Source organism: Variovorax sp. P1_H2 (assembly GCF_056405295.1).
Map to the genome: position 1 here is coordinate 75507 of NZ_JBFUCJ010000003.1, position 14696 is coordinate 90202.

Here is a 14696-nt window from a genome sequence, read left to right on the forward strand (position 1 = left end):
GGGCCGCTCCCAAGCAAGCTCGCACCGCGGTGCCGAACACGGAGCTTGTCCTGTGAGCGCCGCACGGCCGCCCGGGCGGCGCCGTGCCGTCTGGCTGGCCTGGGCCCTGCAGGCCCTGCTGATCGCGGCGATCGCGTTCGGCGTCATCTGGCTGGTCCTCCATGCGCTCGAAACGCTGCGCAGCCGCGGCGTGCATTCGGGCTTCGATTTCCTGCTGCAGCCGGCCGGCTTCGAGATCTCCGAAGGCTGGCTCGATTTCGATGCCGGCCAGCCCTTCTGGCGCGCCTTTCTCGCCGGCCTGATCAACACCGTGCGGGCGGCGGTGCCGGCCGCGGCGATCGCGGTCGCGCTCGGCACGCTGATCGGCATCGGACGAATGGCGCCGCACGTGCTGGTGCGCGGCCTCTGCGGCGCCTATGTCCAGACGCTGCGCAACGTGCCGCTGCTGGTTCAGCTGCTGATGCTGTACTTCGCGCTGACCCAGTTGCTGCCCGATTCGACCGAGCCGCTCGAACTGCTGCCGGATGTCTGGCTCAGCAAGGGCGGGCTCTCGCTGCCCTGGCCGGTGCGGGAAGAGGGCGCCTTCTGGCCCAACCGGCTCGAATGGCCGGAGCGCGGCGGCTTCAACGTCAGCGGCGGCGCGGCGCTGAGCCCCGAATACCTGGCGGTGGTGATCGCGCTCGCGCTGTACACGGCTTCCTTCGTCGCCGAGATCGTGCGCGCCGGCATCGCTTCCGTCGCTCAGGGCCAGAAGCTGGCGGCCCAGGCGCTCGGCCTCACGGGATGGCAGCAGTTGCGCATCGTGGTGCTGCCGCAGGCACTGCGCGTGATCGTCCCGGCACTCACCAACCAGTTGCTGAGCCTGACCAAGAACTCCTCGCTGGCGGTGGCCGTGGGCTACCCGGAACTGGTCTCGGTCGCCAACACCTCGCTCAACTCGACCGGCCGCGCCTTCGAGTGCATCGCGGTGATCATGGCCTTGTACCTCGGGCTCTCGCTCGCGATCTCGTGGGCCATGAACCGCTACAACACGCGCGTCGCGCTCAGGGGCTGGCGATGAGCGGCGTGGCGCGGTCGACGACCGCCTGGCGCAAGGAGCTGTGGGGTTCGCCGCTGCGCGCCGCCTTCACCCTGGCGCTGCTGCTGCTGTTCGCCTGGGCCGGCTTCCATGCCCTGGAGTGGGCCGTCCTGCAGGCCGTGTTCCGTCCGGATGCGCAGGCTTGCCGCGCCGTGCCCCATGGCGCCTGCTGGGGCGTGATCGCCGAGAAATGGCGGCCCATCCTGTTCGGCCGCTATCCCTACGAGGACCAGTGGCGACCGGCGGTCGCGGTCACGCTGCTGTCGCTGACCACGCTGCTGAGCGCCTGGCCGCGCAGCTGGCGCTGGTGGCTGCTGCCGCTGTGGGTCGTGTCTCTGGGCCTGTTCGTGGTGCTGATGCGCGGCGGCGTCCTGGGGCTCGAGGCGGTCGCCACCAATCGCTGGGGCGGCCTGCCGCTGACCATCGGCCTGGCGGTGGTCGGCCTGGCGCTGGCCTTTCCGCTGGCGCTGGTGCTCGCGCTCGGCAGGCGCTCGCAGTGGCCCGTGGTCCGGACGCTCTGCGCCACCTATATCGAGCTGGTGCGCGGCGTTCCGCTGATCTCGGTGCTCTTCATGGCTTCGTTCCTGCTGCCCTTGCTGTGGCCCGCGGGCTGGCAGCCCGACGTGCTGCTGCGCGTGCTGGCGGGCTTGTCGATGTTCGTCGCCGCCTACCTGGCCGAGATCATCCGCGGCGGTCTGCAGGCGGTGCCGCACGGTCAGATCGATGCGGCGATGGCGCTGGGCTTCGGCCGCTGGCCGGTGCAGCGCGACATCGTGCTGCCGCAGGCGCTGCGGCTGGTGGTGCCGGCGCTGACCAACAACGTGGTCGGCACCCTGAAGGACACCTCGCTGGTGACCGTGGTGGGCCTGTTCGAGCTGACCGGCGCGCTCGGCCTCGCGCTCGGCGGCGATCCGACCTGGCGGCCGTTCTACCTCGAGGGCTACCTGTTCATCGCCGCGGTGTACTGGGTGCTGTGCTTCGGACTGTCGCGTTACAGCGCATGGCTCGAGCGAAGGCTCGCCGCCGGTTAGAGAGAAGCCCAGCGCGGCGCGGGGATGTTTCACGGCGATGGGGTGGGCTCGAACCCTGTTCAAGGTGCGAGCGACGCCGCACACTGCGGCCATGAGTGCGATACGGATGTGGCGGACCCCACCTGGGCTTCGATCCAGCGCAGAGTCGGCCGGACGGCGTCTCGCCTACTTGCTGGCGCTGTTTCTCGATCGAAACCTTCGCGATGCCATGGCCTGCGAAATGGCGATCGAGTTCGCCACCAGGGCCCGCGTCAGCCCCGACTACCAGTTGCAAGTGGAGCGCCACAACGCCTTGGCGATCAGCTTCGAAGCCGGCCAGGTCAGGATCGACCACGATGTCGCCGCGCTGGGCTCGCTGCGCATCGATGCCGGCCAGTTCGCCTACCTGCTGACGCAGTGGCTGCGGGTGCTGCGCAGCAGCGTGCCGATCGAGACGACCGTGATGCTCGATCTGCTGCCGCCGGTCAAGCGGCCAAGGCTTCGAGCAGCTCCGTCTCGATCGCCAGCTGCGCCCGCTGCCCCTGCAGCTCAGGCCCGCTGATCAGGAAGGTGTCCTCGACGCGCTCGCCCAGGGTCGTGACCTTGGCCAACTGCAGGTTCAGGTGGTGGCGCGCCAGCACGCGCGCCACCGAATAGAGCAGCCCCGCGCGGTCGCTGGCCGAGATGCTGAGCAGCCAGCGCTGCGCCTTCTCGTCGGGCAGCAGGCTGACGCGCGGCTTGATCGGGAAGCTGCGCACCCGGCGCGAGACCCGGCCCTTGCTCGGTGCCGGCAGCGGACCGGCCTCGCTGAGCGTCTTGGCCAGGCCGGTCTCGACCATGCTGATCAGGTCGCGGTAGTGCTCGGGAACGAAAGTGGTCACGACCTGGAAGGTGTCGAGCGCGAAGCCGTTGCTCGCGGTGTGCACCTTGGCGTCCAGGATGCTGAAGGACGAGTGGTCGAAATAGCCGCAGATGCGCACGAACAGGTCGGGCTGGTCGGGCGTGTAGACCACCACCTGCAGCCCTTCGCCGACCGGCGACAGGCGGGCCCGCACGATCGGCGGCGTGAGCGGATCGATCGGCACGCCGGCATGCGGCACGTGGCGCGACAGCTGCTTGGCGTGCCAGGCGATCTCCGAACCGTCGTGGCGCATGAAATAGCCGACATCGAGCGTTTCCCACAGCGACTTGTGGGCCTCGAAGGGCTCGGCATGCAGCGCCAGCAGGACCAGCGCCTCGCGCTTGCGGGCCTCGATCTCGGCGCCCGGGTCGGGCATGCGGCCGCCCAGGACCCGCGAACTCAGCCGGTACAGGTCCTCCAGCAGCTTGCCTTTCCAGGCATTCCAGACCCGTGGCGAGGTGCCGCGGATGTCGGCGATGGTCAGCAGGTACAGGGCCGTGAGATAGCGCTCGTTGCCGACGCGTCGGGCGAAGGCACCGATCACCTCGGGGTCGCTCAGGTCCTGCTTCTGCGCCACCTGGCTCATCACGAGGTGCTCGGCGACCAGGAACTCGATCAGCTTGGCGTCCTCGCGCGAGATCTCGTGCTGGCGGCAGAAGCGCCGCACATCGCGCGCACCCAGCGTCGAATGGTCGCCGCCGCGGCCCTTGGCGATGTCGTGGAACAGCGCCGCGATGTAGAGGATCCAGGGCTTGTCCCAGCCGGCCGCGAGCTGCGAACAGAAGGGGTATTCGTGCGCATGCTCGGCGATGAAGAAGCGGCGCACGTTGCGCAGCACCATCAGGATGTGCTGGTCGACCGTGTAGACATGGAACAGGTCATGCTGCATCTGGCCCACGATGCTGCGGAAGACGCGCAGGTAGCGCCCCAGCACCGAGGTCTGGTTCATCAGCCGCAGCGCGTGCGTGATGCCGCGCGGCTCCAGCAGCATCCGCATGAAGGTCGCGTGGTTCACGGGGTCGTTGCGGAACTTGCTGTCCATGACGTGGCGCGCGTTGTAGAGCGCGCGCAGCGTGCGCGCCGACAGGCCGTTGACGCCGATGGTCTTCTGGTAGAGCAGGAAGGTCTCGAGGATCGCGTGCGGATCCTTCAGGTAGAGATCGTCGCTCGCGACCTCGATCAGGCCGCCCTTCTCGTAGAAGCGCTCGTTGATCGGGGTCGGCTGATCGGCCTGCGGCTGCAGCTTCTCGGCGATGTTGAGGAGCAGGATCTGGTTCAGCTGGGTGACCGCCTTGGCGGCCCAGTAGTAGCGCCGCATCAGCGCCTCGCTGGCCAAGCGCCGCGACTCGCCGACATAACCGAAAGTGGCGGCCACCGCGGTCTGCAGGTCGAACACCAGCCGGTCCTCGCGCCGGTTGGCGGTGACGTGGAGGCGGGCACGGATCAGGCCCAGCAGCGCCTCGTTGCGCTTGATCTGCTGAATCTCGAAGGCGGTTGCCAGGCCGTTCTTCGCCAGGTCGTCCCAGCGGTTGCCGAAACCCGCGGCCTTGGTCATCCAGAGGATGGTCTGGAGGTCGCGCAGGCCGCCCGGGGATTCCTTGCAGTTCGGCTCGAGCGCGTACGGCGTGTTGTCGAACTTCTGGTGGCGGTGCCGCATCTCCTGCGACTTGGCCGCAAAGAAGGCCTGCGGGTCGATGGCCGCGAAGAAACGCTTGCGGAAGGCGGTGTAGAGCTTCTTGTCGCCGATCACCAGCCGGGCTTCGAGCAGCGACGTTTGGACCGTGACGTCCTTGGCCGCCTCGCCCAGGCATTCGGCGACCGTGCGCACGCTGGAGCCGATCTCCAGGCCGGCGTCCCAGCAGCGGCCGATGAAAGCCTCGAGACGAGCGGGCTCGATGTCCGTGCCGTCGCCCTCGGGCAGCAGCAGCAGGACGTCGACATCGGAATAGGGAAACAGCTCGCCGCGCCCGAAACCGCCGACCGCCACCAGCGCCAGCTGCTGGCCGAAGCCGGCGTCCTGCCAGAGCGCACCGAGGGTCTCGTCGGCCAGCGCCGCCAGTTGCCGCAGCACGGTGTGGACGCTGCGCGTGGGGGCACGCGCGCTGCGCAGCTGGTCGAACAGCGCCAGCTTGTGCGTGCGATAGGCGTCGCGCAGCGATGTGATGTCCACGATCGGCGCCCGGAGAAGCGGCCGCTTCAAGCCGCGGCGGCGACGAAAGCCGGCGGCGGCGGGCTGCCCGCAGAGAGCGTGAGCACCTCGTAGCCAATCTCGGTGACCAGCACCGTATGTTCCCATTGGGCCGACAGGGAGTGGTCGCGGGTGACGATGGTCCAGCCGTCGTACTGGCCGCCCTTGGCGTCTTCCTTGATCTCGCGCTTGCCGGCATTGATCATCGGCTCGATCGTGAAGGTCATGCCGGGCTTGAGCTCCTCGAGCGTGCCGGGCCGGCCGTAGTGCAGCACCTGGGGTTCCTCGTGGAAGCCGCGGCCGATGCCGTGGCCGCAGAACTCGCGCACCACCGAGAAGCCGTTGCTCTCGGCGAAGCGCTGGATCGCGAAGCCGATGTCGCCCAGGCGAGCGCCCGGCTTGACCTTGACGATGCCGTGCCACATGGCGTCATAGGTGAAGGCGCACAGCCGCTTGGCCGCGATCGAGGCGTCGCCGACCACGAACATCCGGCTGGTGTCGCCGTGCCAGCCGTCCTTGATGACGGTGATGTCGCAGTTGATGATGTCGCCCTTCTTGAGCGGCTTGTCGTTCGGGATGCCGTGGCAGACCACGTGGTTGACCGAGGTGCAGATCGACTTGGGGTAGGGCGTGCTGCTGGCGCCCATGTAGTTGAGCGGCGCCGGAATGGCGCCCTGCACCTGGGTGATGTAGTCGTGGGCGAGCTTGTCGATCTGGTTGGTGGTCGCGCCGGGCAGGATGTGGGGCGTCAGGAAGTCCAGCACCTCGGAGGCGAGTCGGCACGCCACGCGCATGCCGGCCACGCCCTCGGTGTCTTTGTAGGTAATGCTCATGGCCGGAATTATCCCATCCGAGGGCAAAATTCGCCCCGAGCTCGGCACTTCGTGTCCTCGCGACCCCCGAGGGGTTGGCGGCCACCTTGGGGGCGGCCCGGCGGTGGCCTAAAATTCAGGGTTAGCGCGGATGGCCCCAGTCAGCGGCCGCTGCCTCATTCTCATGAATCCCAACGCGGCCCTTGCGGCCGACCCGAACGTGACGCTGCCCGTGAACCCGCCTTCCCATCGTGCTGTCCATGCCGCCCCCGTGGTGAGCTTCTTCGAGGGCGGCAGCGCCCTCAGCGATTTCCGGGCCCGGCAGCTGCTGCCTCGCCTGCAGGCCGTCGAGCCGCGGATCGAGGGCCTGAGCGCCCGTTTCGTCCATCTCGTGGTCACCGACGATGCCCTCGACAGCGTCGCGAAAGAGCGCTTCGCCGCCTTGCTGGGCTACGGCGAGCCCTTCGTGGCGCCGGCCAAGGCCGGGCCGACCGTGATCGTCACGCCGCGGCTCGGCACCGTGTCGCCCTGGGCCTCCAAGGCCACCGACATCGCCCACAACTGCGGCCTGGCGCTGCGCCGGGTCGAGCGGGTGACCGAATACCACCTGGTGCTCAAGGCGCCGCTGCTGGGCAAGGCCCCCGCCCTGGAAGGCGACAAGCTGGCCGCGGTGGCCGCCCTGCTGCACGACCGCATGACCGAATCGGTGCTGGGCCGGATCGACCAGGCGGCCGAGCTGTTCGCCGAATTGCCGCCGCAGCCGATGGCGCAGGTCGACGTGCTCGGGGGCGGGCGCACCGCACTGGTGGATGCCAACAAGCGCTTCGGCCTGGCGCTGGCCGAGGACGAGATCGACTACCTGGTCGAGGCCTTCACCCGGCTCGGGCGCAACCCGAGCGACGTCGAACTCATGATGTTCGCGCAGGCCAACAGCGAGCACTGCCGCCACAAGATCTTCAACGCCGACTTCGTGATCGACGGCGCGGCGCAGCCGCAGAGCCTGTTCTCGATGATCCGCAACACCGAGCGCCTGAATCCGCAGCACACGGTGGTCGCCTATGCCGACAACGCCTCGGTCATGGAAGGCACGCGGATCGAGCGTTTCGTGGCGGCGTCCGAATCGGGCAGCTACCGCAAGCAGGAAGCGCTGAGCCACGTGCTCATGAAAGTCGAGACCCACAACCATCCGACCGCGATCTCGCCGTTCCCGGGCGCCTCCACCGGCGCCGGCGGCGAGATCCGCGACGAGGGCGCCACCGGCCGGGGCTCCAAGCCGAAGGCTGGCCTGACCGGCTTCACGGTGTCGAAGCTGTGGCCGGCCGACGGCAGCTACGGCAAGCCCGGCCATATCGCGAGCCCGCTGCAGATCATGACCGAGGGCCCGCTCGGCGGCGCCGCCTTCAACAACGAGTTCGGCCGGCCCAACCTGCTGGGCTACTTCCGCGAATACGAACAGGCGATCGACAGCGACCAGGGCACGGTGCAGCGCGGCTATCACAAGCCGATCATGATCGCCGGCGGCCTCGGCAGCATCGATGCCGGCCAGACCCGGAAGATCCGCTTCCCGGCCGGCGCGCTGCTGATCCAGCTCGGCGGGCCGGGCATGCGCATCGGCATGGGCGGCAGCGCCGCGAGTTCGATGGCGACCGGCGCCAACGCGGCCGAACTCGACTTCGACTCGGTCCAGCGCGGCAACCCCGAGATCGAGCGCCGGGCGCAGGAAGTCATCAACCATTGCTGGCAGCAGGGCGACGCCAACCCGATCCTGGCGATCCACGACGTCGGCGCCGGTGGCTTGAGCAACGCCTTCCCCGAGCTGACCAACGACGCCGGCCGCGGTGCGCGCTTCGACCTGGGGGCGGTGCCGCTCGAGGAGTCGGGCATGGCGCCGAAGGAGATCTGGTGCAACGAGAGCCAGGAGCGCTATGTGCTGGCGATCGCGCCCGAGTCGCTGGCGCAGTTCCGCGCCTTCTGCGAGCGCGAGCGCTGCCCGTTCTCCGTCGTCGGCGTGGCGACCGAAGAGCGCCAGTTGCTGGTGGCCGATGAAGGCGCCGAGGCGCAGCCGGTCGACATGCCGATGGACGTGCTGCTGGGCAAGCCGCCCAAGATGCTGCGCGACGTCAAGACCGTGGCGCGCCGCTTCAAGCCCCTGGACCTCACGGGCGTCGACCTGCAGAAGGCCGCGATCGAGGTGCTGTCGCATCCGACCGTGGCCTCGAAACGCTTCCTGATCACCATCGGCGACCGCAGCGTGGGGGCCTTAAGCCACCGCGACCAGATGGTCGGCCCCTGGCAAGTGCCGGTGGCCGACTGCGCGGTCACGCTGGCCGATTACCGCGGCTTCGCCGGCGAGGCGATGAGCCTGGGCGAACGCACGCCGCTGGCCGCGCTCGACGCGCCGGCCTCGGGCCGGATGGCGGTCGCCGAAGCCATCACCAACCTGCTGGCGGCGCCGATCGAACTGTCGCGGGTCAAGCTGTCGGCCAACTGGATGGCCGCCTGCGGCGAACCCGGCGAGGATGCGGCGCTGTACGAGACCGTCAAGGCCGTCGGCCTCGAACTCTGTCCGGCGCTCGGCATCTCGATTCCGGTGGGCAAGGATTCGCTGTCGATGCGCACCCAGTGGCAGGAGGGCGGCGAGGCGAAGAAGGTCACGTCGCCCGTGAGTCTGATCGTCACCGCCTTCGCGACGCTGGCCGACGTCCGCGGCACGCTGACGCCGCAGCTCGACGCCGACGAGCCCGACAGCACGCTGGTGCTGGTCGACCTGGGCCGCGGCAAGCATCGCATGGCCGGCAGCATCCTGGCGCAGACGCTGGGGCAAAGCGGCGACACGGTGCCCGACCTCGACGATCCGCAGGACCTGGTGAAGCTGGTCGCCGCCGTCAATGCGCTGCGCGCCGAGGGCAGGATCCTCGCGCTGCACGACCGCAGCGATGGCGGCCTGTTCGCCGCGGCCTGCGAAATGGCCTTTGCCGGCCATGTCGGCGTCGCTCTCAACGTCGACCTGCTGGTCACCGAGGGCGACGGCATCAGCGACAGCCGCGCCGAATACGGCGATGCCAAGAACTGGGCTGGCCAGGTCAGCGCGCGGCGCGAAGAACTCACGCTCAAGGCGCTCTTCAACGAGGAACTGGGCCTGCTGCTGCAAGTGCGCACCGCCGAGCGCAACGAGGTCATGCAGACCCTTCGCGCCCACGGCCTCAGCGCCCACAGCCATTTCGTCGGCAAGACCCGGCCGGCCGGCTCGACCATGGATGCCGGCAAGGGCAAGATCGAGGTCTGGCGCGACGCCAAGGCGGTCTTCAGCGCCGCGCTCGCCGACCTGCACCAGGTCTGGGATGCCGTCAGCTGGAAGATCTGCCGCGAGCGCGACAACCCCGACTGCGCCGATGCCGAGCATGCCGCGGCCGGCGACCCGCAAGACCCGGGCGCGCATGTGCTGCTGGCACCGGGCGCGACCGACAACGTGGCTGCGCCCTTCCTGAACCTGGCCAAGCCGAAGGTCGCGATCCTGCGGGAGCAGGGCGTCAACTCGCATGTCGAGATGGCCTACGCCTTCACCGAGGCGGGTTTCGAGGCCTTCGACGTCCACATGACCGACCTGCAGACCGGCAGGGCGGACCTGGCCGACTTCAAGGGCGTGGTCGCCTGCGGTGGCTTCAGCTATGGCGACACGCTGGGCGCCGGCATCGGCTGGGCCCGCAGCATCACCTTCAATCCGAAGCTGGCCGAGCAGTTCAAGGGCTTCTTCGGCCGCGCCGATACCTTCGGCCTGGGCGTCTGCAACGGTTGCCAGATGTTCGCCGAGCTGGCCGACATCATTCCGGGCGCCGAAGCCTGGCCCCGCTTCACGACCAACCAGAGCGAGCGCTTCGAGGCCCGGCTGTCGATGGTCGAGGTGCTCGATTCGCCGAGCCTGTTCTTCGCCGGCCTGGCCGGCAGCCGCCTGCCGATCGCGGTCGCGCACGGCGAGGGCTATGCCAACTTCAAGCACCGCGGCGACCCCGCGAAGGCCATCGCCGCGATGCGCTTCGTCGACAACCACGGCGAAGCGACCGAGCGCTACCCGTTCAATCCCAACGGCAGCGCCGGCGGCCTGACCTCGGTGACCACCGCCGATGGCCGTTTCACGGCGCTGATGCCGCATCCTGAGCGGGTGTTCCGCAACATCCAGATGAGCTGGACCTCGGGCAATCCGAGCGATCTCAGCCCGTGGATGCGGATCTGGCGCAACGCGCGCAAGTGGGTGGGCTGAGCCCCTCGCTGCGCGTCGACTCCCGCGGCGCGGGAGTTCCGGTAGATCGATAACCAGCCCCGGCCGTCCAGGCGGCCCGCGGGTCGGCGCGCGCGCCTCCAGCCCCAAGCAACCGTTGTTCGTCGGACCGCGAGGCCCGGCGGGTCTAACCGCGCCTGCGGGCTCGCGCGGGTGATTCGCTGCGCCAGTCGTTGGTGGAGTTTCAGACCATTCTCATGTCAATAGTGGTGAATTCTTATTAATATTAACCTGTTTTCAAATTGATCAATGCAATTGACCAAGCGCTGCGATTCGAGTTGAAATTCGAGAAAAGTCTGCAATTGAACGATTGTTCGGAATGTGTGGATTTTTCCCTGGCAGTAAATCGATGGCAATTGGATAATAAAGCCATCAAAGAAATCAACCTATTTACATTCACAAGGTATTCATCATGAACAAGTCCATCCTTTTCGCCGCCCTCGCCGCAGTTCCATTTTTCTCGTTCGCGCAAAGCGCCAATACGATCACTTTCCGCGGTGAAGTCGCCGAGCAGACCTGCTCGGTCGCGGTGAACGGCAATGCCAGCAGCCCGGTCGTGCTGCTGCCCACGGTCAGCACCTCGGATCTCGGCGCGGCAGGTTCGACGGCCGGCCAGACCGAATTCACGGTCTCGGTGAGTGGTTGCACCGCCAGCGTGACGCCGCAAGCGGTCAGCACGGTCTTCCTGCCGAACAACGCCACCGTCGGCGGCAATATCGCCAACACCGGCACGGCCACGAATGTCAGCCTGCAACTGCTGGATCCGGCGGCTCCCGCGGCGGCATTTCCCCTGACCGGCGGCTATGCGGCGCCGGGCCTGCAAGTGGCCGCCAATGAAACGTCGGCCTCGCACAACTTTGCGGTTCGCTACTTCGCCGAAGGCGCTGCCGCCACGGCCGGCACGGTCATCGGTGCCGTCCAGTATTCGGTTGCCTACCCGTAAATGACCCTGGCATCATCGCGGTCTCAGTCAGCGCGTGACCGGCCAACGAGGAGAAATCGATGTTGAAGAGCGTGCGGTGTCTGTTGGTGTTTCTGGCCGTTCTCGGCTGTGCGATTCCCTCGCTCGCGAGCGTCGTCATGACCGGTACCCGGGTGATCTACCCGGGCGGCGCCAAGGAGCGCAGCATCCAGTTCACCAACCAGGACGATGCGCCCAGCGTGGTCCAGATCTGGATAGACAGCGGCAATGCCGACTCGACGCCCGAGACCGCGGATGCACCCTTCGTGGTCACGCCGCCGGTCTTTCGCATCGAGCCCAAGTCCGGGCAGACCGCCCGGCTCATCTTCACGGGCAAGGATTTGCCGCAGGACCGCGAATCGGTCTTCTTCATCAACACGGTGCAAATTCCGGCGATGAATACGGCCGATGCGGAGCGCAACAAGATGCTGTTGCTGCTGCGCAACCGGGTCAAACTTTTTTACCGTCCGACCGGAATCGCCGGAGACCCCGAACGCGCCACCGACAAGCTGCGCTTCAGCGTGGAGCGCGATGGCGCGGAATGGAAGATCACCGCCACCAACGACTCGGCCTTTCATATCTCGCTGATCGACGCGAGGATCACCGGGGCGGGAGAGGACATCGTCCTCGCACCCGACATGATCGCGCCGAAAGCCACCTTCGACTGGCGCATCAAGAGCAACGCCAACCTGGCATCGGCGGGTCGCAGCATCACATTCAAATTTGTCAACGACTACGGCGGCGAAAACAAGGGGGAATTGCCTTTGGCCGCGCGTCGATAGACTCCAAAAAAAAAGAGGGCTTCAATCGGTGGATGCTGCAAGGCAAGCGCAAGCGCGTTTCTTCGAATGCCGGGTGCGACGCGTTCACAGGTCGACAAAGCGCTCCGCAGTGGTCATCGGCATCGCCCTTTTCTCGGCCCGCCTGCAGGCCGCTCCGGCCGATGAAGCGCCGACTTATCAATTCGACAGCGGATTCCTGATGGGGTCCTCGCTCGGGGCCGGTGGTCTCGAGCGCTTCAACAAAGCCAGCGCGATCGATCCGGGCGTCTACCAGGTCGACGTTTTCGTCAATGGCGCCTTTCGCAGCCGAAAGGCCGTCGAGTTCCGCGCCGTTGGCAAGGAGGTCGTTCCCTGCCTGGAAAGCTCGTTCCTGGTCGGCGCCGGCGTGCTCGCCAGCAACATTTCGTCCGACGGCGTCGAGCCGGGTGCTGCCCAGGACGCCTCCGGTGCCGTCTGCCTGCCGCTGGGCCAGCGCATCGCGGGCGCGCGCGCGGCCTTCGACCTGCCGCGCCTGCGGCTGGACCTGTCGATCCCGCAAGCGCTGATGAAGCGCGCGGTGCGTGGCGCGGTCGACAAGGCCGACCTCGACCCGGGCGTGCCCGTGGGCTTCTTCAACTACGACACCAATTACTTTCGCGCCAGCAACGCCGGCAGTACCAGCGAATCCACGTACCTCGGCATGAATTTCGGCGCCAACGCGGGGATGTGGCGCTTTCGCCAGCAGTCGAGCTACAACTACCAGAACGGGCCGGGCTATGGCGGGGGCCACTGGAACTCGATCCGGGCCTACGCGCAGCGCGCCTTGCCTTCGCTCGACAGCGAACTCACCATCGGCCAGAGCTATACCAGCGGCACGCTGTTCAGTTCGGTCGGCTTCGAAGGTGCCCAGCTGGCCACCGACGAGCGCATGCTGCCGGATTCCCAACGCGGCTTCGCCCCGGTGGTGCGTGGCATCGCCTCGACCAACGCGCGGGTGGTGGTGCGCCAGGGCAACAACGAGATCTACCAGACCACGGTCGCACCCGGGCCTTTCGTCATCGACGACCTGTACCCGACCAGCTTCCAGGGCGACCTGCAGGTCATCCTCACGGAGGCCGATGGCCGCGTGTCGAGCTTCACGGTGCCTTTCTCCGCAGTGCCGGATTCGATGCGCCCGGGTGCTTCGCGCTATGCCGCCACGGTAGGCCGCGTGCGCAACGTGGCCGACAGCCGGGCCGCCTTCGGCGAACTGACGTACCAGCGCGGTCTCACCAATTCGCTGACCGCGAACGCAGGCGTCCGCGCGGCCGGCGACTACCAGGCGCTGCTGGCCGGTGTCGTGACGGGAACGCCGATCGGCGCGCTCGGCGCCAATGCGACCTACTCGATCGCCAAGGACCCGGCCGGCGGGAGCAACCTGACCGGCTGGCGCACGGAGCTGACCTACAGCCAGTCCTTCCAGCCCACGGGCACCAACTTCGCTCTCGCGGGCTACCGCTACTCGACCGGCGGATTCCGCGAGATGGCCGATGCGCTCGGTTCGCTCAGCGCCCATGACAGCGGACAGGTCTGGCAGTCGAGCACCTTCCAGCTGCGCAACCAGATCGTCGCCAACGTCAGCCAGAGCCTCGGCAACTACGGCCAGCTGTTCCTGACGGCGGGCGTCAGCGACTATCACGGCGACAACAAGGGCCGCGACACGCAGTTCCAGTTCAGCTACAACAACAGCTACCGTGCCGTCAGCTATGGCGTGAGCATCGGACGGCAGCGCACCGGCGCGTTGTTCGGCCTGGGCTCCTCGCAGCCGCTGGGCGGCCCGGCCCAGAACGCCACGATGGCCAACATCGTGATGTTCACGGTCTCCGTCCCGTTGGGCACAGGGCCGCGGGCCGCATCGGCCTCGGCCTCGGTGGCGCGGCGCAGCGACGGCGGCACCAGCTACCAGACCTCGGTGGCCGGCATGGCGGACGAAGCGCAGACACTCAGCTACGGCGTGAGCGCCGGCCACGAGACGCCGGATGGCGTCACCAACGTGAGCGGCAACCTGCAGAAGCGGTTGCCGGTCGCGACCGTCGGCGCCAGTGTTTCACAGGGCCAGGGCTTCTGGCAGGCGGGGGCCAGCGCCCGCGGGGCGGCGGTCGTGCATGCGGGCGGCCTGACCTTCGGGCCCTACGTGAGCGACACCTTCGGCCTGGTCGAGGCCCAGGGCGCGAGCGGGGCCGGCGTGCGCAACGGGCTGGGAGCCCGGGTCGACGGCGCCGGCTTCGCGATCGTTCCCTCGCTCTCGCCATACCGCTACAACGACGTGGCGCTCGATTCGCAAGGCATCAACCGCAACGCCGAGCTGGACGGAAGCCAGCAGCGCGTTGCGCCTTCGGCCGGCGCCGTGGTCCGCCTGAAATTCGCCACCCGGACCGGCCATGCCTTGCTGGTGCGCGCGGCGATGGACGATGGCAAGCAGCTTCCGTTGGGTGCCACGGTGTATGGCAGCGACGGCGCCAGCATCGGCATGGTGGGGCAGGGCGGCCAGGTCTACGCGCGGGTGGCCGATCGCGAGGGCCGGCTGACCGTCAAATGGGGCGATTCGCCAGCCGAGCGCTGCGAAATTCCCTTCCAGCTCAGCGAGCAGGCCGCTGAAGAAGTGCTCTACAGGTTCGACGCCACCTGCCGGCCGGTCGGCCCCTGAACGCAACGTATCCTCGCACCCGG

At 67.9% G+C, this 14696-nt stretch carries 9 protein-coding genes; 7 read left to right on the forward strand and 2 right to left on the reverse strand.

Translation table 11 applies throughout. From position 1 onward, the window contains the following. The first annotated feature begins 52 nt into the window (after window positions 1-52). The 3 genes from AC1D2E_RS02275 (at window position 53) to AC1D2E_RS02285 (ending at window position 2650) form a co-directional block, all read left to right on the forward strand. Entirely contained in the window at window positions 53-1060 is a 1008-nt protein-coding gene (locus AC1D2E_RS02275) for an amino acid ABC transporter permease (protein WP_478195885.1), read from the forward strand. Then, entirely contained in the window at window positions 1057-2109 is a 1053-nt protein-coding gene (locus AC1D2E_RS02280; RefSeq protein ID WP_478195886.1) for an amino acid ABC transporter permease, read from the forward strand. Before AC1D2E_RS02275 ends, AC1D2E_RS02280 begins: the two co-directional genes overlap by 4 nt. A 208-nt stretch (window positions 2110-2317) precedes the next feature. After that, window positions 2318-2650 (forward strand): hypothetical protein, encoded by a 333-nt coding sequence (locus AC1D2E_RS02285; protein WP_478195887.1) that lies wholly within the window; start codon window positions 2318-2320, stop codon window positions 2648-2650. Here the strand turns inward: AC1D2E_RS02285 and AC1D2E_RS02290 are convergent. Both AC1D2E_RS02290 and map read right to left on the reverse strand, forming a co-directional pair. Continuing rightward, on the reverse strand, window positions 2574-5162 hold the full coding sequence (locus tag AC1D2E_RS02290; protein ID WP_478195925.1) for a [protein-PII] uridylyltransferase: 2589 nt from the start codon (window positions 5160-5162) through the stop codon (window positions 2574-2576). The genes AC1D2E_RS02285 and AC1D2E_RS02290 overlap by 77 nt on opposite strands. 23 nt (window positions 5163-5185) lie before the next feature. Next, entirely contained in the window at window positions 5186-6010 is an 825-nt protein-coding gene (gene map / locus AC1D2E_RS02295) for a type I methionyl aminopeptidase (protein ID WP_478195888.1), read from the reverse strand. A 163-nt stretch (window positions 6011-6173) separates the two neighbouring features. Between map and purL the strand changes: the two genes are divergently transcribed. The 4 genes from purL (at window position 6174) to AC1D2E_RS02315 (ending at window position 14673) form a co-directional block, all read left to right on the forward strand. Next, entirely contained in the window at window positions 6174-10247 is a 4074-nt protein-coding gene (gene purL / locus AC1D2E_RS02300; protein ID WP_478195889.1) for a phosphoribosylformylglycinamidine synthase, read from the forward strand. Window positions 10248-10677: 430 nt separating this feature from the next. After that, the gene (locus AC1D2E_RS02305; protein ID WP_478195890.1) at window positions 10678-11208 is read left to right on the forward strand and encodes a fimbrial protein; all 531 of its coding nucleotides are present in this window, start codon (window positions 10678-10680) and stop codon (window positions 11206-11208) included. Window positions 11209-11267: 59 nt separating this feature from the next. Next, complete coding sequence (locus AC1D2E_RS02310; RefSeq protein ID WP_478195891.1) at window positions 11268-12008, forward strand: fimbrial biogenesis chaperone; 741 nt, start codon at window positions 11268-11270, stop codon at window positions 12006-12008. A 109-nt stretch (window positions 12009-12117) separates the two neighbouring features. Further along, window positions 12118-14673: a fimbria/pilus outer membrane usher protein gene (locus AC1D2E_RS02315; protein WP_478195892.1), complete on the forward strand. Its 2556-nt coding sequence runs from the start codon at window positions 12118-12120 to the stop codon at window positions 14671-14673. Window positions 14674-14696 lie beyond the last annotated feature (23 nt).